Origin of the sequence: Streptomyces sp. NPDC088915 (assembly GCF_044749825.1) — a bacterium.
In the GTDB taxonomy this organism is placed as follows: Bacteria; Actinomycetota; Actinomycetes; order Streptomycetales; family Streptomycetaceae; genus Streptomyces.
In genome coordinates, this window is the sequence record NZ_JBIVIR010000006.1 from 146,526 (window position 1) to 165,717 (window position 19,192).

The window sequence follows — 19,192 nt, forward strand, 5'->3', positions numbered from 1 at the left end:
ACGACAGAGCGCCCCGGGCCTTGTCGGCCCGGGGCGCCTGGGAAGTCGCTCGTCAGTTGCTCAAGCAGCACGACCATGGCAGCCGGTGGGCCGGTTGCCATAGGTAAAGACGAAGGTCGGGTGCTTGCGCATGGCGACAGTATGGACCCCGCCCCGGAGCCGGGGCCAACCCGGGTTCGGATGGTGAGACGAATGATCCGACCGGCGCGCCGGTAGAATCGACAAATAGCACCCCTTTCGAGGGACCCCCTCCTACCGCCGGAAGGCCGCCGTAGTGTCATCAGCGACCCCCGCTGCCGCGCCCGACGTCACCAACCCGGACGTAGTCCTCGTTGTCGACTTCGGCGCCCAGTACGCCCAGCTCATCGCCCGCCGCGTCCGTGAGGCCCGGGTCTACAGCGAGATCGTCCCGTCCACCATGCCGGTGGCCGAGATGCTGGCCAAGAACCCGAAGGCGATCATCCTCTCCGGCGGCCCGTCCTCCGTGTACGCGGAGAACGCCCCCCGCCTCGACCGCTCGCTGTTCGAGGCGGGCGTCCCCGTCTTCGGCATGTGCTACGGCTTCCAGCTGATGGCGACCACCCTCGGCGGCACCGTCGACAACACCGGCGCCCGCGAGTACGGCCGCACCCCGCTGCACGTCTCCAAGGCCGGCTCCACCCTCTTCGAGGGCACCCCCGTCGAGCAGTCGGTGTGGATGTCGCACGGCGACGCCTGCTCCGCCGCCCCCGAGGGCTTCGCCGTCACCGCCTCCACGGACGTCGTGCCGGTCGCCGCCTTCGAGAACGACGAGAAGAAGCTGTACGGCGTCCAGTACCACCCCGAGGTGCTGCACTCCACGCACGGCCAGCAGATCCTGGAGCACTTCCTCTACCGGGGCGCCGGCATCGAGCCCAGCTGGACCACCGGCAACGTGATCGAGGAGCAGGTCGCGGCCATCCGCGCCCAGGTCGGCACCAAGCGCGCGATCTGCGGCCTCTCCGGCGGCGTCGACTCCGCCGTGGCCGCCGCCCTCGTGCAGAAGGCCATCGGCTCGCAGCTCACCTGCGTGTACGTCGACCACGGCCTGATGCGCAAGGACGAGACCGAGCAGGTCGAGAAGGACTTCGTGGCCGCCACCGGCGTCCAGCTGAAGGTCGTCGACGCGCAGGAGCGGTTCCTCACCGCCCTCGCCGGCGTCTCCGACCCGGAGACCAAGCGGAAGATCATCGGCCGCGAGTTCATCCGCGTCTTCGAGCAGGCCCAGCTGGAGATCCTCCAGGAGGAGGGCCCCGAGGTCGCGTTCCTCGTCCAGGGCACGCTCTACCCGGACATCGTCGAGTCCGGCGGCGGCACCGGCACCGCCAACATCAAGTCCCACCACAACGTCGGCGGCCTGCCCGACGACATCGAGTTCGAGCTCGTCGAGCCGCTGCGCCAGCTCTTCAAGGACGAGGTCCGCATGGTCGGCCAGGAGCTCGGCCTGCCCGAGGAGATCGTCCAGCGCCAGCCCTTCCCCGGCCCCGGCCTCGGCATCCGCATCGTCGGCGAGGTCACCAAGGAGCGCCTGGACCTGCTGCGCGAGGCCGATGCCATCGCCCGCGAGGAGCTGACGGCCGCCGGTCTCGACCGCGACATCTGGCAGTGCCCGGTCGTGCTGCTCGCCGACGTGCGCTCCGTGGGCGTCCAGGGCGACGGCCGCACCTACGGCCACCCGATCGTGCTGCGTCCCGTCTCCTCCGAGGACGCCATGACGGCCGACTGGTCGCGCCTGCCCTACGAGGTGCTCGCCAAGATCTCGACCCGCATCACCAACGAGGTCGCCGACGTGAACCGCGTCGTCCTCGACGTCACCAGCAAGCCGCCGGGCACCATCGAGTGGGAGTGACCCCTCCCGCCCGCCCGTGAAACCGCCGCTCCGGACCACCGGGGCGGCGGTTTCGTCGCGTCCGGGCCCGGGTGACCCGACCGGCCGGGCACTGCCTCCCGGCGCATGAGCCTGCCACCGGACCCCGTCCCCCACGACGCCGCCACCACCCGCGAGCGGCTCGGGGCGGTCTCGTCGCCCGGACCGACCGCCAGCCGCTCCGGCGCGGGACCGGCCGAGCGGATCCCGAACTCCTGTCGTCACACCATCGCTTCACCCTTCTGTACGTCAATCCGACGACACGGCAATCACTCCTGGGTGGGGCGCACGCGGCGGTGGCGGGAGCCCTCGGTACGGCACAATTCCGTGGAACCAACGGCACGTTGGCCCTCCACGGCACCTCGCGGCGCACCGGAACACGCCGGGACGCACCGGAACGGGTCGTGGAGCGAGCCCGGAGAGAGAGCACCGTGGCGGTTCAAGAGGCGAGACGGTACGGCGAGCACGCGACGGCCTGCGACGGCTGCGCCCCTTGCGGGCGGACCGGCCACCGGCGCGCGGTCGCCGCCTTCCTCGCCCGTCGCGACGAGCTCGCCGCCGGACACGGCGTCCCCGCCGCCGTCGCCCACTCCCCGGTCGCCGCCCGCCAGTGGGTCTCCGACGAACTCGCCCAGTCCGCCCGCGCGGTCGCCGCGCACGCCCGGGAGGCCGGACCCGCCCGGCTCGACCTGGTCCGGCGCGGCTGTCTCCGCACCGTCTGGGGCGCCGTCCTCGCCCTCCTCCTCGGCCAGGCCCTCACCGCCGTCGAGTCCGGCTGGACCGGCGCCCGCACGGCCGGCCTCTGCACCGCCCTGGTCCTCGCCGCCCTCCTCAGCGCCGCCGCCCACGTCCACCGGGCGCGCGGCGGCCTCCTCGCGCCCCTGATCGGCGAGGACAACCGGCTCTCCACCACCCGCGCCGTCGCCGCCGCCTGGCTCCTGCTCCTCTCCTTCTCCCTCCTCTTCCTGGCCGCCCGGCTCCCGGCCCTCCGGCCACCGGCCGCGACCACCACGACCACGGCCACGGCCACCGCCACGGCCTTCGGTCTGTCCCGGGCCGCCGGCCTGCTCACCGCCCTGGCCCTGGTGGCGGCCGTCACCGTCACCGCCCGCCTCGTCGTCACCGCCGGGATCGCGGCGGGCCGCCTCCAGAAGGTGCGCGCCGACCGCCCGCGCGCCGCCGACCTGCTCTGCGACGACAGCGGCCGGGCCTGTCTCGCCGACGTCCAGTACCTCCTGGTCTCCAGCGCCGTCCTCGCCCTCGCGGCCGTCGGACTCGCCCGCGACCCCGCCCGGCTCCCCGAGGTCCCCTGGTCCCTCGTGCTCCTCCTCGGCGTCTCGGCGGCCTGGCACCTCGCCGCGAAGTGCGCCGAGGGCGTCCGCCCCACGATCCACTCCGTGGTCCGGTCCCGGGAGGCGGGCGACCTCGACGCCCCGATCCGCACGGGCGACGACATCGAGATCCGAGGCCGCGGCTTCGTCCCGCCGGGCGCGGGCGCCCCCGACCCCCTGACCCGCCTCGTCGTCCGCATCGGCCCCGTCCACGCCCACGTCCCCCTGGTCCCGGTCCCGGGCGGCTTCGCCAACCCCACCGACACCGCCCTGACCGTCCCCCTCCCGGCGGACGTGGAACCGGGCCGGGCGGAGGTCTCGGTCGTGACGGCGGCGGGCGTGGAGACCAATCGGGTCACGATCGACGTCGTGGACTGACCTCCCGGCCCCTCCTCGCACCCCGGGGCCGCCGAACGGAGGAGAATCGTTCCGCGAGCAGCCGTACGGGGTGTGAGAGGTGACCGGCGATGACGGAACAGACGGACCGGACGGGCCAGGGGGACGACGGCCCCCGCGGCGGGACCGGCGGCGGTGGAACCGGCGGTGGCGGCAGGACCGGCGGTGGCGGCAGGACCGGCGGTGGCGGCAGGACCGGCGGCGATGGTGACGGGACCGGTGCCTGGAAGGCCCTCGCCTCCCGTTACGCCCTCCTTCCCCTGCGGATCTTCCTCGGGATCACGTTCGTCTACGCCGGACTCGACAAGCTCACCGACTCCTCCTTCTTCGCCGACGCCGGCAGCGGGTCCATCGGCGAGACGATGCGCGGCGTCCGGGACGGCTCCGCGCTCCCCGCCCTCGTCGACCTCGCCCTCAAGAGCCCCACCGGCTTCGGGTACGCCCTCGCCTTCGGGGAGCTCGCCGCCGGGCTCGGAACCCTCTTCGGCCTCTTCGCCCGGGTGGCGGCGCTCGGAGGCGCACTGATCTCGCTGAGCCTCTGGCTGACCGTGAGCTGGCAGGCGTCGCCCTACTACCTCGGCAACGACCTCGTCTATCTGATGGCCTGGCTGCCGCTGCTGCTCGCCGGGGCCCCGGTGCTCTCGCTGGACCGGATCCTCGCCGAACGGCGCCGTATTCGATAGGCGACCCAGGTCGCGAGGGCGGCGGCGCCCAGGCCGCCGCAGAGCACCGGGACCACCGCGTACCAGGGGGTCGTCCAGGCCCCGGCGGCATCGCCCGCGTACAGGGCGGTCAGGGCGAGGGCGGTGAGGCCGACGAGGAGCCGGCCGGGACGGAACTCATGAAGCAGCACGGATGACCTCCACCTGTCCGAGTGCGACCTCCAGGGAGAGGTCCAGGGTGCCCGCCGGGGCGGTCCCGGCCGGCGGCGCGAGCGTGTGGGTCTCCTCGCGGCCCGGTGCGATGTCGATGTCGTTCGGGGGCTGTCCCGGCAGGCGCAGGTCGCCCAGCGCCACCTCGGTGCGCAGCTTCACGACCGCGTCCTTCGGGACGACCACCTTGAGCTGCCCTGCGCCCACCTCGGCGCCGGTGGTGACCGTCGTGCCCGCGGGGAGCGGGAGCCCCGACAGGTCGAGCGTGCCGACCCCGCTGCCCAGCTCGTAGCGCGGCTGCACCGCGGCGACCGACGCCGGCGCCCAGGTCTCGCGGACCCAGTCCGTGGTGATCCGGTCGGGCAGCGCCGTCGCCAGGGCGAGCAGGCCCGCCGTGACCACGGTCAGGAAGACCGTGCCGAACCCGGTCCGCCCGAGGAAGCTGCTGACGACGAGCCCCAGGCCGAGCACCCCGAGGGCGGCGGCCAGGCCGATCTGCAGACTGGTGCCGAGCGGCTCCGTCTCCCAGGTCAGGGCCGTGCCGAGGCCGGCCGCCACCATGGCGAGCAGCTGGACGAGACCGCCGATGGAGAGCGGGCTCTTCCGCACGGAGGGCGTCGGACGCCCGGGCGCCGGGGCCGCGGGACCCCACTGGCTGCCGGGCCTCGGCACCTCGCCGTTCACCTTGCCGTCCTCGTCGAGCACGCCGTGCGGGCCCCACAGGTAGCCGACGGCCACCCGGCCCGTCGAGCCGTCCTTGACGATCGGGTCCTTCCACCAGGAGGTGTACTCGATCAGCGGCGGGGCCTTCGTCTCGGGCGGGGCCTCGGCGACCGCGAGCGCAGCCGCCGTGTCCGTCCTGCCCTCGGTCTCGACCGCGCCGGTCCGTCTCCGCCGGGACCAGACCGCCGCTCCGCACGCCACGAACGCCACCAGCAGCGAGGAACCCAGCATCGATCCGCTGCGCAGCATCGACAGGAAGACCCCACAGCCGACCAGCGCCATCAGCAGGGCCGCGAGGGAGGAGCCGGAGACGCGACCGGTCAGCAGCCTGCGCCCCTCGTGGTCCTCCTCGCCCGCGAGCGGGATCAGCAGCCACGCGAAGCCGTAGAAGATCAGACCGAAGCCGCCGGTCACCGCCAGCACGCCGATCGCGACGCGGAAGACCACCGGGTCCAGGTCGAAGTACCGGCCGAGACCGCCGCAGACACCGCCCACGACCTTGCTTCCGCGCGAGCGCCGCAGGGGCGCGGCGGAAGCGGCCTCCGCCGCCGGCGGGGCCTCGTGCTGCGAAGGCGTCGAACTCGTCATGCCTCCATGGTGACGGCCCGTGACGCCCCGCGGCACCGGGGACGACCCTGGCCCGACCCTGATATTCGGAGGGCCCTCCTCCCCGAGGCCGTACCGGGGAAGATCTCAGGGCCGACCCTGATGTCCCGGGCGGGCCGAACGTGTGACGATCGGCGCATGTCCGTATCCGCTCGTGTCACCGAGACCGACGAACCGCCCCTGCGCAGGCTCTACCGGAGCGCCGACGGGCGGTGGCTCGGCGGTGTCGCACGCGGTCTCGCGGGACACCTCGGGCTGCCGGTCGTCTGGGTGCGCACGGCGTTCGCGGTCCTCGCCATGGCGGACGGCCTCGGCGCCGTGCTCTACGCGGTCTTCTGGATCGTCGTCCCGCTCGGCGTCGGCGGACGGACCGCCCCGCGTCCCGTCTTCGAGACCACCCCGGACGGGCGCCGCAAACTGCGCAAGCCCGACCGGGGCCAGGTCTTCGCCCTGGTCGTGCTCGCCGCGAGCCTCGCGGTCGTCGCCGGGAACGCCAGCTTCGACGGCCAGACCGGTCGCTACATCTGGCCCGTCCTCCTCACCGGCGTCGGCGTCGCCGTCTTCTGGCGCCAGACGGACAACGCCCGCCGGGCGAGCTGGACCGACCCCGGACGGCACCGGCGCGCGTTCCAGCTCGCCCGCGGTCTCGTCGGCGTCGCCCTGGTCGGCACCGGTCTCGCGGTCTTCGTGGTGGTCCGCGGCTCCGTCGCCCAGCTCGGCACCGCCCTCACCGCCGCCGTCGCCGTCCTCACCGGCATAGCCCTGCTCGCCGGCCCCTGGCTGGTCCGCATGTCGCAGGACCTCACCGAGGAGCGGACCATGCGCATCCGCGCCCAGGAGCGCGCCGAGGTCGCGGCCCACGTCCACGACTCGGTGCTGCACACCCTCACCCTGATCCAGCGCAACGCCGACGACCCGGGCGAGGTGCGCCGGCTCGCCCGCGCCCAGGAGCGGGAGCTGCGGAACTGGCTCTACAAGCCGGAGGGCACCGGCAGGGACGAGGAGGAGCCCGAGACCCTCGCGGAGGCGGTGAAGAGGGCCGCGGCCGAGGTCGAGGACAAGCACGGCGTCCCGCTGGAGGTGGTCGTCGTCGGCGACTGCCCCCTCGACGAGGGACTGGTCGCACAGATACAGGCCGCGCGCGAGGCGATGGTCAACGCCGCCAAGTACGGTGGCGAGGGAGGGGCGGTGCAGGTGTTCGCGGAGGTGGACGGCCGCACGGTCTTCGTCTCGGTGCGCGACCGGGGGCCGGGATTCGACCTGGACGACGTGCCCGAGGACCGGATGGGCGTACGAGAATCGATCATCGGCCGGATGCAGCGCAACGGCGGTACGGCCCGGCTGCGGTCACCGCAGGGCGGAGGCACCGAAGTGGAGCTCGAGATGGAGAGGGCGGACGGATGAGCGACGAGACCGGGGCAGCGACCGGGAGCGGGGCGGGCGCGGACGCGGGGGCGGCGACGCCGGGCGCCGGGCGCCGGGTGCGGGTGGTGCTCGTCGACGACCACCGCATGTTCCGCACCGGGGTGCAGGCCGAGATCGGCCGGACCGAGGTCACCGGCGTCGAGGTGGTCGGCGAGGCCGCCGACGTCGACCAGGCGGTCACGGTCATCACCACGACCCGCCCCGAGGTCGTCCTGCTCGACGTGCACCTGCCGGGCGGCGGCGGGGTCGAGGTGCTGCGGCGCTGCGCGAGCCTGCTCGGCGCGCCCGAGGACCCGGTCCGCTTCCTGGCGCTCTCGGTGTCGGACGCGGCCGAGGACGTGATCGGGGTGATCCGGGGCGGCGCCCGCGGCTACGTCACCAAGACGATCACCGGCACCGACCTGGTCGACTCGATCTTCCGGGTCCAGGAGGGCGACGCGGTCTTCTCCCCCCGGCTCGCCGGCTTCGTCCTGGACGCCTTCGCCTCGACGGACGCGCCCCCGGTGGACGAGGACCTGGACCGGCTCACCCAGCGGGAGCGGGAGGTGCTGCGGCTGATCGCCCGGGGCTACGCGTACAAGGAGATCGCCAAGCAGCTCTACATCTCGGTGAAGACGGTCGAGTCGCACGTCTCGGCGGTGCTGCGGAAGCTCCAGCTCTCCAACCGCCACGAGCTGACCCGCTGGGCCACCGCCCGCCGCCTGGTCTGAGCCCGCACCCCGGACCTGGGACGCGGGGACCCGGGACCGGGACCGCGCCCCGCCGGGGCGGTGGACGGGCGTGCGGGGGGGTCGGGCCCGGGGCCGGCCCACACGGCAGGCCCGGGTCAGGACGTCAGCTCACGCGGGTCGCTCCGGCGAAGGGCATCTCGTCGATCGGGGCGATCCGGATCGGGGCGCCGGGCCGGGGGGCGTGAATCATCCGGCCGCCGCCGATGTAGAGCCCGACGTGGCTGATCCCGGAGTAGAAGAAGACCAGGTCACCGGGGGCGAGCTGGGAGCGGGAGACCCGCTTGCCGGCGTTGATCTGGGTGTACGTCGTGCGGGGCAGGGAGACGCCGGCCGCGCGCCAGGCCGCCTGGGTGAGGCCCGAGCAGTCGTACCCGGAAGGACCCGTCGCCCCCCACACGTACGGCTTGCCGAGCTGGGCGTGGGCGAAGGAGACGGCCTGGGCGGCCCGGGAGTTCGGGGCGCTCACCGGTCCGCGCGCGCTGCCCGAGGAGCGGTCGGCCCGTACGCGGGCGGAGGTGCCGGGAGCGTTCGTTCCGTACGGCCGCGTCGCGGTGTCCGGGACGTTCCGGGTGGCGGTGGCGGCCTCGTACCGGGCCCGTTCCTCCGCGGTCAGCCGGGCGAGCAGGGTCCTGGCCGCCTTCAGTTTGCCGAGGACGGCCGCCTTCTGCCGCCGCAGTTCGGCCTCGTGACCGCGCAGTGCGGTCAGCCGTTCCGCCGACTCGCCGCGCAGCTGCCCGATCGCGCCGAGTTCGCGCCGTACGGCCCGGATCGCGGTCGTCTGCCGGTCGCCGGCCTGCTCGGCGAACGCGGCCCGCGCCAGGTACTGGTCCGGGTCGGAGGTGAGGACGAGCCGCACCGTGGGGTCGAGCCCTCCGGAGCGGTACTGGGCGGCGGCCGCGGCCCCGAGGGCGTCCCGTGCGTCGTTGAGGCGCCGGGTCCTGCGGGCGGCCTCGTCGCGCAGCCGGTCGAAGGCGTCCCGCGCCTCGTCCGCCTTCTCCTTCGCCCCGTCGTACCGCTCGGTCGCGGCCCCGGCCTCCTCGTAGAGCCGGTCGACCTGCGCCTTGACCTGGGCCGCGGTGGGCCGGGGGTCCGCGTGTCCGGACCCTTCGAAGAGCGTCGTCGTCGCCGCGGAGGCGAGGGCGAGGGTGGCGGCGGTGCGGACCGCCTGACCGCCGAGGAGGGACGGCGTGGACTTCCGGTGCGCTGCCACGAGGGCGGGTCACATCCTCTTCCCTGGGGGACGGTGTCCGCCGGGCCGGCGGCGGCCCGCACAGGGGGACGGACCGCCGCCGGTTTTCTCGGCGGGGGTGACCGACGACCGCCGACCTGCCGGCGGGGTGGGGAGCCGGTCACCTGGTGGAGGACGCTAGGCCCGGGGTCACGCCCGGATGACGGGTTGACCGCTATTGGCGGCAGTTGACAGGTGGGCGACCGAACCCTTTCGCCGGGTGACGGGGTGAGGATCGGTTCCGGGGCGCCCGGGCAGCCGACCGGAGTTCCGGGGTGCCCGAGGCGCGCCGGCAGCCGACCGGGGTTCCGGAGCGGACGGGACCCGTCCGGAAAGGGGGACCGGGGGCCCGGCTAGGCTCCGCCCCATGGACGTCCTCATCAATGTCTTCGTCGCCCTGCACGTCATCGGCATCGCCTCCCTCCTCGGCGGCTTCCTCACCCAGATGAAGGCGATGGGCGCCGGTACGGCCCGCTTCAGCCCCGCGATGCTGCACGGAGCGCTGACCATGCTGATCACGGGCGTCGCGCTCGTCGGCCTGAACCAGGCCGACGACCAGAGCGTGAACAACCTCAAGATCGGCATCAAGCTGGCGATCCTCGTCGTGATCCTCGGCCTGGTCTACGTCAAGCGGGACGACGAGAAGGTCGACAAGGGCCTCTTCGCCGCCGTCGGCGGCCTGACCACGGCGAACGTCTTCATCGCGACCCTCTGGACCTGAGCCGCGCCCGCGGTGCGCGGCCCCGGTGTGACCCGTTCCGCACCCAGGCGGCGCCGCTCGGCTCCTCAAGGCGGGCCCGGATGTCGGCGGGGCGTCCTAGACTCGTGAGGCGATGAGCAGCCTCTTTGACGACAGCTTCCTGGCCGGTCTCCAGAACTCCTCGGAGGAGCCCCCGCCCCACCCCGAGGACGACGAGCAGGGCTCCCCGGCCCCGGAGGAGGTCCCGCACGACCTCTTCGGGGAGCACTTCGACGCGCCCCCGCCCCGGGACGCGTACTACCGCGACGGCGCCCCGCGCCCCGTCGTGGACCCCGCCGCGCTCCTGGAGGGGCTGAACGAGCAGCAGCGCGCCGCCGTCGTGCACACCGGCACCCCGCTGCTCATCGTCGCCGGCGCCGGCTCCGGCAAGACCCGGGTGCTCACCCACCGCATCGCCCACCTCCTGGGCACGCGGCACGTCCACCCCGGCCAGATACTGGCGATCACCTTCACCAACAAGGCCGCCGGCGAGATGAAGGAGCGCGTCGAGCAGCTCGTCGGCCCGCGCGCCAACGCCATGTGGGTCATGACCTTCCACAGCGCCTGCGTCCGGATCCTGCGCCGCGAGTCGAAGCGGCTCGGCTTCACCTCCTCCTTCTCGATCTACGACGCCGCCGACTCCAAGCGCCTGATGGCCCTGGTCTGCCGCGACCTGGACCTCGACCCGAAGAAGTTCCCGCCGAAGTCCTTCAGCGCCAAGATCTCGAACCTCAAGAACGAGCTGATCGACGAGGAGACCTTCGCCGACCAGGCGCAGGACGGCTTCGAGAAGACGCTCGCCGAGGCGTACCGGATGTACCAGGCGCGGCTGCGCGAGGCCAACGCCCTGGACTTCGACGACATCATCATGACGACGGTCCACCTGCTCCAGGCGTTCCCCGACGTCGCCGAGCACTACCGCCGCCGCTTCCGCCACGTCCTCGTCGACGAGTACCAGGACACCAACCACGCCCAGTACACCCTGGTGCGCGAGCTCGTCGGCACCGGTTACGACGACCTCGGCCCGGCCGAGCTGTGCGTGGTGGGCGACGCCGACCAGTCGATCTACGCCTTCCGCGGCGCCACCATCCGCAACATCCTCCAGTTCGAGGAGGACTACCCGGACGCGACCACGATCCTCCTGGAGCAGAACTACCGCTCCACGCAGACGATCCTCTCGGCCGCCAACGCCGTCATCGAGCGCAACGAGTCCCGCCGCCCCAAGAACCTGTGGACCAACGCGGGCGAGGGCGCGCGGATCACCGGCTACGTCGCGGACACCGAGCACGACGAGGCCCAGTTCGTCGCCGACGAGATCGACCGCCTCACGGACGCGGGCGAGGCCAAGGCCGGGGACGTCGCCGTCTTCTACCGGACCAACGCCCAGTCCCGCGTCTTCGAGGAGATCTTCATCCGCGTCGGCCTGCCCTACAAGGTCGTCGGCGGCGTGCGCTTCTACGAGCGCAAGGAGGTCCGGGACGTCCTCGCGTACCTCCGCGTCCTCGCCAACCCCGAGGACAACGTCCCGCTGCGCCGCATCCTCAACGTCCCGAAGCGGGGCATCGGCGAGCGCGCCGAGGCGATGATCGACGCGCTCTCGCTCCGCGAGAAGATCACCTTCCCGCAGGCCCTCAAGCGGGTCGACGAGGCGTACGGCATGGCCGCGCGCTCCGCGAACGCCGTCAAGCGCTTCAACGTGCTCATGGAAGAGCTGCGCACCGTCGTCGAGTCCGGCGCCGGACCCGCCGTCGTCCTGGAGGCCGTCCTGGAGCGGACCGGCTACCTGGCCGAGCTCCAGGCCTCGACCGACCCGCAGGACGAGACCCGGATCGAGAACCTCCAGGAACTCGCCTCCGTCGCCCTGGAGTTCGAGCAGGAGCGGGGCGAGGAGCCCGCGACCCTCGCCGAGTTCCTGGAGCAGGTCGCCCTCGTCGCCGACTCCGACCAGATCCCCGACGAGGACGAGGAGGGCCGGGGCGTCATCACCCTCATGACGCTGCACACCGCCAAGGGCCTCGAATTCCCGGTGGTGTTCCTCACCGGCATGGAGGACGGCGTCTTCCCGCACATGCGGGCCCTCGGCCAGACGAAGGAGCTGGAGGAGGAGCGGCGCCTCGCGTACGTGGGCATCACGCGCGCGCGTGAGCGGCTCTACCTCACCCGCTCGGCGATGCGCAGCGCCTGGGGCCAGCCCTCGTACAACCCGGCCTCGCGCTTCCTGGAGGAGATCCCGCCCACGCACCTGGAGTGGAAGCGGACCGGTCCGATGGCGAAGCCCGCCGGGCCGACCTCGGGCATCACCTCCTCGCTCTCCTCCTCCCGTGCGCGCTCCGGCCCCTCGGGCTTCGCCACGCGGCGGGCCGGTGAGAAGCCGGTGGTCTCGCTCCAGGTGGGTGACCGGGTCACGCACGACCAGTTCGGTCTGGGCACGGTGATGGCGGTGACGGGCGAGGGCGACAAGGCCCAGGCGACGATCGACTTCGGCGACGACAAGCCGAAGCGGCTGGTGCTGCGGTACGCGCCGGTCGAGAAGCTGTAGGGGACGTACGCGGTCACGGAAGGGGGCCCCGACTCCGGTCGGGGCCCCCTTCCGTACGTGCGTGGCGGATCAGATGGTCGGGTCGAGGCCGTGGCTGCGCAGCCACGCCAGCGGGTCGATCGCGTAACCGCCGCCCGGCCGGACCTCGAAGTGCAGGTGCGGGCCGGTGGAGTTGCCGGAGTCGCCCGAGTACGCGATGACCTCGCCGGCCTTCACGGAACCGGAGCGGATCTTGGCGCTGCTGAGGTGGCAGTACCAGGTCTCGGTGCCGTCCGGGGCGGTCACGATCACCATGTTGCCGTACGCGCTGTTGAGCTGGGTGCGGACGGTGCCGTCCGTCGCGGCCATCACGGGCGTGCCGCCGAACACGGGGAAGTCGATGCCGGTGTGCACGGACATCCAGTTGACGCCCGACTGGCCGAAGCGCGCGCTGAGCCGGTGGAGCTTCACCGGCAGCGCGAACTTGGGGCGCATCGCCTCCTTGCGGATCGCCTCCTCCTCGCGCTTCTTCTTCTCGGCGGCCTGACGGACCTTGAGGTCGATGCGCTCCTGGGTGCGGCTGGCGCGGCTGCCGAAGTCGCGGGCGTCGGCGTCGAGCGCGTCGAGCTGGGTGTTGAAGGCGTTGTTGGCGGCGACCGGCTCGACCGCGTCGGGGGCGGCGGCGAGCGCGGTCGTGTTGTCCTTCTTCTCGCCCCCGGCGCCGGTGCCGGGGAGCCCGCCGACGGACGCGGCGGCGATGCCGGCGACCCCCATGACACAGGCGGAGGGGACGGCGACGGTCAGCAGCGCGGACCGCTTGGCCGGGGTACGACGACGGCCGCGACCGCCGCCGGAGGAACGGCGTGCGGAGCGGCCGGCGGGGGAGTCGGTACGGAGCTCGACGGCGGGCTCGTCGTGGGTTTCCTCGTCGGACCCGTAGGTCTCGTCGGCCTCGTAGGCCTCATCGGTCCCGTGGGTTTCGTGAGCCTCGTCGGCCCCGTACGCCTCGTCGGTCTCGTGGGCCCCACGGGCCTCGCCGTCCGCGAAGGAGAACTCGGGCGCGTGCTCGGCGAGCGGGTCGTCCTGCGGGGTGTACTGGTGGGGGACGACCGGCTCGGCCTCCGGAGCCGCCTGGTTCCACGCGGTCGCGTCGTAGGCACCGGTCTCGGTCTCGGTCGCGAAGACCGGGGCGGCCCACTGGCCGGTGGCGTCGTAGGACTCGTAGCCGTACGTGCCCTGGGCGGCGTACGCGCCGGCGTGGGCGGCCTCGTACGGGCCGGCGTGCTGGGCATCGGTCCAGGCGGAGGCGTCCCACTGGCCGGAGGTGTCGTACTGACCGGGGGTGGCGTACGGCGCCGCGCCGGTCGCGTAGGCCTCGTACCCCTCGTAGGAACCGGTGGTTCCGTAGGCGGGGGTTCCGACGTTCCACTGACCGGTGGTGTCCCACTGACCGGTCGTGTCGTACTGCCCGATGGTGTCGTGCTGCCCGGCGGCGCCGATGGTGTCGGTGGTGCCGTACTGGCCGAGATCCCACTGGCCGCTGTGGTCGGCCCGGCCGCCGGGGTACGAGCCGAACAGCGGGTCTGCGGCGAAACTGCCAGTGGTGGGGGTGTCGTCTCCGACGTACCCGGCGTGGGGGTGCTGGTCGTTCACCAACGTCTCTCTCGCCTCGGCAGCAGGACCAGTCCGGGGCGGGCCCGACGAGGGGTGTCCCGGGGGGAAGCAGTGGCGCGACTGTACCCGGCGGTATGCGCGACGGACAATCTTCGGAGGGGTTTGCGACCGTAGGAAACGGGCAATCGGTCGTGTTTCGCCAGCTCGTGGAGACAGCTTTGGCCTTGTGTTCGAGAAACGTTCGAACGGGGGTGTCGCGCGGTCGGGCGACGGGTGCGGATGCCGGTGATGCCGTGTGAACGGACGGCCACAAGGCGTCTACGGAACGTCTACGAGGCGCCTGCGGGGCGTCGGCGAGGCGTCGGCGAGTCACGGGCGAGACGCCCTGCGGGCCCCGGTCGGGCCACCCCCGGTCAGGCCACGGAGGACGCGTCCGGTTCCTCTCCCCGCCCGGCCGCGGCACCGGGCCCGTCGGCGTCGAGCGCCTCGCGGACCCCGGTGGCCACCGTCGGGTGCACGGGCAGCGCGAGGTGGCCGATGCCGCTGACCCGGACGTTGTGCACGAGCAGGTCGGGGTGGTCGAGGCGGGCGGTCTCCACCGGCACCATCACCTGGTCGAGGTCGCTCCAGAAGCTCACGAACCGGGTCCGGCAGCCGGGCGCGGGCCCGGCCAGCTCCCGCAGCACCTCGGAACCGGGCCGCATCTGCCGCACCAGCGGATGGGCGGCGGCGAGCCGGGCCATGGTCGTGCCCGCGTGCGGGGTGCCGAGCATGACCAGGGTCCGCACCCGTGCGTCACCCCCGAGACACTGCACGTAATAACGGGCGATCAGCCCGCCCAGGCTGTGCCCGACGACGTCGACCTCGGCGTGTCCCGTGCGGGCGCGGATCTCCTCCACCCGGCGGCCGAGGAGCTCGGCGGCGGCCCGCAGGTCGCACGTGAGCGGTGAGTAGTTGAGCGTCTCGATCCCGTCACGGCCGTGCCGGGCGAGGGAGCGGCGCAGCAGGACGAAGACCGAGCGGTTGTCGACGAAACCGTGCAGGAGCAGGACGGGGCGCCTGCCCCGGGCGAGCCCCTCGGGGGAGGCGTCGGGCGGGGCGGGGGCGAGGCGCTCGGCCGCGATCCCGGTGGGGTAGAGGACGAGGTGGCCGGTGAGGATCGCCAGCTCGAGTGCGGTGGCCTTCATCAGGGTGGTGACCTTGGCGAACTCCATGGCCGGCCTCCCGAACGGCGTGCGGGGCCGGACGCTGTGGCCGGTGCGCCGCGCCCCCGCGCCGCACGGACGGCGGCACGGAGGCGCGGCGCACCTCGTCGCGGCTCCCTTCGCGACCGGTCCCGCCTGCGGCTGGTGGGCCCAGGAGGAGGGCCCTGAAGCGGGGACGGTGCGGAGCGAACATGTCCCACGTGTGATTTCCCCCTCGGTGGCTGCCGCGAAACAGCCGCTTGCGGGATGCTGGGGATAACGTTCGTTCACCTCCCCGGCAAAGAGGCGCGGGGGTCGCATGTGGAGGCAGTGATGGGTGTGACCGGTCCGATCCGCGTGGTGGTCGCCAAGCCGGGTCTCGACGGCCACGATCGCGGGGCCAAGGTGATCGCGCGAGCGCTCCGGGACGCCGGCATGGAGGTCATCTACACCGGACTCCACCAGACGCCCGAGCAGATCGTCGACACCGCGATCCAGGAGGACGCCGACGCGATCGGCCTCTCGATCCTCTCGGGCGCGCACAACACGCTCTTCGTGAAGGTCCTGGAGCTCCTCAAGGACCGCGACGCGGAGGACATCAAGGTCTTCGGCGGCGGCATCATCCCGGAGGCGGACATCGCGCCGCTGAAGGAGAAGGGCGTGGCGGAGATCTTCACGCCGGGTGCGACGACGGCGTCCATCGTCGACTGGGTGAACGCGAACGTCCGCGTGGCCGCGTAGTACGCGGGGCGCGAAGCGGCACGGGTCGCGAAGCGTTTCACCCTCCTCACTGTCCAGGGCCCTCCCGCGGGAGGGCCCTTCGCCGTCCGTGCGTCCCTCGGGCGGGCGGTGCGAGTTCGGCGCGTATCGACGCGCGCAGGCGGAGCGTGGAGACCAGGCGCCGGAAGGCCTCCGACCAATAGCCGCCCGCGCCGGGGACGGCGTCCTCCGCCTCGTCCGGACGGGCCGTCAGGGGTTCGAGGTGCCGGGCCGCCTCCGGGGCGAGGCAGCGCTCCGCGAGACCCATCACCCCGCTGAAGCTCCACGGGTAGCTCCCCGCCTCGCGCGCGATGTCCAGGGCGTCGATCACCGCCCCGCCGAGCGGCTCCGCCCACGGCACGGCGCAGACGCCGAGGAGCTGGAACGCCTCCGACAGGCCGTGGGCCGCGACGAACCGGGCGACCCAGAGCGCCCGCTCCTCCGGGGACAGCATCGACAGGAGCTGGGCCCGCTCGGCCAGCGACGAGGTGCCGGGGCCCGTCGCGGGCGGGGTCGCGGGCGAGCCGAGCAGCGCGCGCGACCAGGCCGCGTCCCGCTGCCGCACGGCCGCCCGGCACCAGGCCGCGTGCAGCTCGTCGCGCCACTCGTCGGCGACCGGCAGGGCCACGATCTCCTTCGGGCCGCGCCCGCCGAACCTGGCCGGCCAGCAGGAGAGCGGCGCGGACTCGACGATCCTGCCCAGCCACCAGGAGCGCTCGCCCCGGCCCGCCGGGGGGACCGCCACGACGCCGTCCCGCCGCATCGCCGCGTCGCACTCGTGCGGGGCCTCGACGCCGATCGTCGGCACGTCGGCCGTCCGGTCGAGGCCGACGCAGGTCAGGGCCCGGACCGCCATCCGGGCCGCGAGGGCGGAGGAGGGCAGCGCGGAGAGCAGTTCGGCGGCGGTGGCGCGGACGTTCCGGCTGCGGTCGCCGAGCGCCGCCTCCAGGAACTCCTCGTCGGCGTCGGTGAGTCCGGCCCGCAGCGAGTCGAGGAACATCAGCCGGTCCTCCGCCCGCTCGGCGGCCCAGGTGGAGGCGAGGAGGGCGAGACCGGCGGCCGGGTCCTCGTTCCGTACGGCGGTGAGCAGGGCGACCCGTTCGGCGAACAGGCCCTCGTCCCACAGGGCCCGCACCGCCTCCGCGTCCCGGGGGGACGGGAGGGAGCCGGCCGCCCCCGTCCCGCGGAGGGCGAACCTCCACTCGGGGTTGAGCCGGGCCAGCCACAGCCCGCGCGGCCCCGCGAACCGGAGGGCCGGGGCCCGCAGGTCGGTGCGGGCCCGGGCCGCGTCGAGGAGCGCGGGCAGGGCGGCGGGCGGCGCCTTGTACCCGTGCTCGTCGGCGAGGGCCAGCCACTGGGGGAGCAGTTCGGCGAGGTCGGGCGCGGTTCCGCGCCGCCCGGCGGGCGAGGGCGCGGTCCGGCCGGCGAGCAGTTGGTCGAGGCGCCGCCGGGCCGCCTCGGGCAGCGGCGCGCGCGGGTCCTCCGGCGCGGGCTCCGGCGGGGGCGCGGCGGGCCCGGGGCGCAGCCCCGCCCTGCGCCGTACGGTGTGCAGCGCGGCCGCGTCGAGCAGCGCGAGCGCCGCGGCCGCGCCTGCCGTGTCGCTGCCTGCCGTGTCGCTGCCTGCCGTGTCACCGCCTGCCGTGCTGTCGCTCGTCGCGCTGTCGTCCGTTGCGTTGCCGCTTGTCGCGTTGCCGTCCGTCGCGTTGCCGTCCCCCGCGCCGCCGCTCCCCGCGACACCGCCCGTCCCCGCGCGCGTGAGTCCGGCGGGCGGCCGTCGGTCCGTTCCGAGCAGCGCCGAGGTGACCAGCTCCTCCCAGCGGAGGTCGGAGGCGGGCCCGGCGGTCGTGCGGTTCCCGCCGCCGTCCGCGGCGCGGGCGGTCACGGCCTCGTCCGCTACTCCCGTCCCGCCCTTGGCGGACGTGGTCGTGGTGGTGTCCATCGGGCTCCTCCTGGCGGTCGGGCGGTCGGTCGCCGGTGACTGGTGGTTTTCGGACGTCATGAGGTCACAGGAGGGGGACCGTCTCGGCCGGGGCCTCCGGCGACCAGGCGGCGAGCGGGGTGAACCCCCGGTGCCCGCACTCCCCGAAGACGGTCACCGGGGCGCCGCCGGACAGGGCGACGAGCCGCCAGAGGCCCGGGTGGGGCCGGGCCCCGGACGTCAGGGGCAGCGCCTCGCGGCCGTCCGCGTCGGCGAGCTGCCAGCCGTACTCCGCCCGCGCCGGTACGACCCCGCCCAGCGTCACGGGCCACGCGTCCAGCCACGGGTCCCCGCGCAGCGCGCGTCCGTACGCGTCGAGGGCCTCGCCGACCGGGCCGCCCGGCGGCGGGGCGGCGGGACCGGCGACCGGGACGAAGTGCTCGCCGGGCTCGGCCCGCACCTGTCCGGAGCCGGCGTGCGGGGTCAACTCGCCGTCGAACACCGCGCCCACCGGAAGGGAAAGGCCGGGTGCCCGGCCCGCCGCCCCGTACGAGAGCACGAGCGCCGTGCGCCCGCCGGTCGTCCCGTACAGCCAGACGCGCCGGGTGGTCAGCCGGGCGTCACCCGTGTCGTACTGCGCGAGGACGAGCCAGTGGTCGCGCACCGGGGCTCCGGCGACCGGAGAGGGGAGGCCGACCCGGGTCCGCACGGTCGTCGCGAAGGGCGCGGGCAGCCGGTCGGCGGCCAGCCACGCCCGGTCGAGGAGGTGGGTCAGCGCGCACTCCTCCAGGAGCCGCACGGGCCAGCCCGGCCCCGAGCCCGGTATCGCCCCCAACTCCCGCACCCGGCCCGCGAGTCCCGGGGCCTGGGCGTCGACCATGCGGGCCGCCGTCTCCTCCCACAGGCCGTGTCCGGTCCGCCCGGCCGTCGCCAGGCCGCCCCGCAGCAGATCGGTGAGCCGCTGCTCCAACTCCCGCGCGCCCGAGGTGATCCGGGCCGCCCTGCGCTCGGCCCTGCGGCGGGCCGCGACGGGATCCGCCGGGCCCTCCTCGGCCGTGCCGGGCCCGCTCCCCGCTCTGCGCGACGCCTCGTCAGGAGCCGGTGCCGGCACCTGCCCGGTCGTCGAACGCACCCCCATGCCATCCATGTCCACGACGGTAGAGGGCACCACTGACAACGCTCCCCGGCCCGGGAGTTCGGGGAGGAGGGGCAGGGGGGCGGAAAGGTGGCTTTACTCTTCCTTTACCATTCCCTGTGCGGGGG

15 protein-coding genes are annotated in these 19,192 nt (G+C 74.0%); 8 read left to right on the top strand and 7 right to left on the bottom strand.

Annotated features, from left to right (window positions below; genetic code table 11):
* Positions 1-274 precede the first annotated feature (274 nt).
* From guaA to ACIP5O_RS13180, 3 genes are all read left to right on the top strand, one after another.
* Positions 275-1,867, top strand: a complete 1,593-nt coding sequence (gene guaA, locus ACIP5O_RS13170; RefSeq protein ID WP_356541365.1) for a glutamine-hydrolyzing GMP synthase — start codon at positions 275-277, stop codon at positions 1,865-1,867.
* A gap of 449 nt (positions 1,868-2,316) precedes the next feature.
* Positions 2,317-3,594 (top strand): hypothetical protein, encoded by a 1,278-nt coding sequence (locus ACIP5O_RS13175; protein ID WP_401292219.1) that lies wholly within the window; start codon positions 2,317-2,319, stop codon positions 3,592-3,594.
* A gap of 89 nt (positions 3,595-3,683) precedes the next feature.
* Positions 3,684-4,295, top strand: coding sequence for a DoxX family protein (locus tag ACIP5O_RS13180; protein ID WP_401292222.1), 612 nt, complete (start codon positions 3,684-3,686; stop codon positions 4,293-4,295).
* On the opposite strand, the gene ACIP5O_RS13185 is transcribed toward ACIP5O_RS13180, so the two are convergent.
* Together ACIP5O_RS13185 and ACIP5O_RS13190 are read right to left on the bottom strand one after the other, a co-directional pair.
* The gene (locus ACIP5O_RS13185; protein ID WP_401292223.1) at positions 4,205-4,465 is read right to left on the bottom strand and encodes a hypothetical protein; all 261 of its coding nucleotides are present in this window, start codon (positions 4,463-4,465) and stop codon (positions 4,205-4,207) included. The two genes, ACIP5O_RS13180 and ACIP5O_RS13185, sit on opposite strands and share 91 nt — an antisense overlap.
* Positions 4,452-5,795 carry a PspC domain-containing protein gene (locus tag ACIP5O_RS13190; RefSeq protein WP_401292226.1) on the bottom strand — a complete coding sequence of 448 codons (1,344 nt, stop codon included), beginning with the start codon at positions 5,793-5,795 and terminating at the stop codon, positions 4,452-4,454. The genes ACIP5O_RS13185 and ACIP5O_RS13190 overlap by 14 nt, the downstream gene beginning before the upstream one ends.
* Before the next feature lie 156 nt (positions 5,796-5,951).
* Here ACIP5O_RS13190 and ACIP5O_RS13195 point away from each other — a divergent pair, with 156 nt between their 5' ends.
* Positions 5,952-7,217, top strand: coding sequence for a PspC domain-containing protein (locus ACIP5O_RS13195; RefSeq protein ID WP_401292229.1), 1,266 nt, complete (start codon positions 5,952-5,954; stop codon positions 7,215-7,217).
* Positions 7,214-7,948 (top strand): response regulator transcription factor, encoded by a 735-nt coding sequence (locus ACIP5O_RS13200; RefSeq protein ID WP_356541376.1) that lies wholly within the window; start codon positions 7,214-7,216, stop codon positions 7,946-7,948. The genes ACIP5O_RS13195 and ACIP5O_RS13200 overlap by 4 nt, the downstream gene beginning before the upstream one ends.
* Before the next feature lie 124 nt (positions 7,949-8,072).
* On the opposite strand, the gene ACIP5O_RS13205 is transcribed toward ACIP5O_RS13200, so the two are convergent.
* A complete protein-coding gene (locus tag ACIP5O_RS13205) occupies positions 8,073-9,179 on the bottom strand; it encodes an NlpC/P60 family protein (RefSeq protein ID WP_401292232.1) in 1,107 nt (368 codons plus the stop codon).
* Positions 9,180-9,564: 385 nt separating this feature from the next.
* On the opposite strand from ACIP5O_RS13205, the gene ACIP5O_RS13210 reads away from it, so the two are divergent.
* Both ACIP5O_RS13210 and pcrA read left to right on the top strand, forming a co-directional pair.
* A complete protein-coding gene (locus ACIP5O_RS13210) occupies positions 9,565-9,918 on the top strand; it encodes a hypothetical protein (RefSeq protein WP_401292234.1) in 354 nt (117 codons plus the stop codon).
* Positions 9,919-10,030: 112 nt separating this feature from the next.
* The gene (gene pcrA, locus ACIP5O_RS13215) at positions 10,031-12,475 is read left to right on the top strand and encodes a DNA helicase PcrA (RefSeq protein WP_401292237.1); all 2,445 of its coding nucleotides are present in this window, start codon (positions 10,031-10,033) and stop codon (positions 12,473-12,475) included.
* Between the two features lie 69 nt (positions 12,476-12,544).
* Here the strand turns inward: pcrA and ACIP5O_RS13220 are convergent, their stop codons facing one another.
* On the bottom strand, positions 12,545-14,107 hold the full coding sequence (locus ACIP5O_RS13220) for a M23 family metallopeptidase (RefSeq protein ID WP_401292240.1): 1,563 nt from the start codon (positions 14,105-14,107) through the stop codon (positions 12,545-12,547).
* A gap of 374 nt (positions 14,108-14,481) precedes the next feature.
* Entirely contained in the window at positions 14,482-15,282 is an 801-nt protein-coding gene (locus ACIP5O_RS13225) for an esterase/lipase family protein (protein ID WP_401292243.1), read from the bottom strand.
* A 303-nt stretch (positions 15,283-15,585) separates the two neighbouring features.
* Here ACIP5O_RS13225 and ACIP5O_RS13230 point away from each other — a divergent pair, with 303 nt between their 5' ends.
* Positions 15,586-15,993, top strand: coding sequence for a cobalamin B12-binding domain-containing protein (locus ACIP5O_RS13230; protein WP_030209190.1), 408 nt, complete (start codon positions 15,586-15,588; stop codon positions 15,991-15,993).
* 46 nt (positions 15,994-16,039) lie between these two features.
* On the opposite strand, the gene ACIP5O_RS13235 is transcribed toward ACIP5O_RS13230, so the two are convergent.
* Both ACIP5O_RS13235 and ACIP5O_RS13240 read right to left on the bottom strand, forming a co-directional pair.
* On the bottom strand, positions 16,040-17,950 hold the full coding sequence (locus ACIP5O_RS13235) for a DUF5691 domain-containing protein (protein WP_401292246.1): 1,911 nt from the start codon (positions 17,948-17,950) through the stop codon (positions 16,040-16,042).
* A 64-nt stretch (positions 17,951-18,014) separates the two neighbouring features.
* Positions 18,015-19,067: an SWIM zinc finger family protein gene (locus ACIP5O_RS13240; RefSeq protein ID WP_401292709.1), complete on the bottom strand. Its 1,053-nt coding sequence runs from the start codon at positions 19,065-19,067 to the stop codon at positions 18,015-18,017.
* Positions 19,068-19,192: the final 125 nt, after the last annotated feature.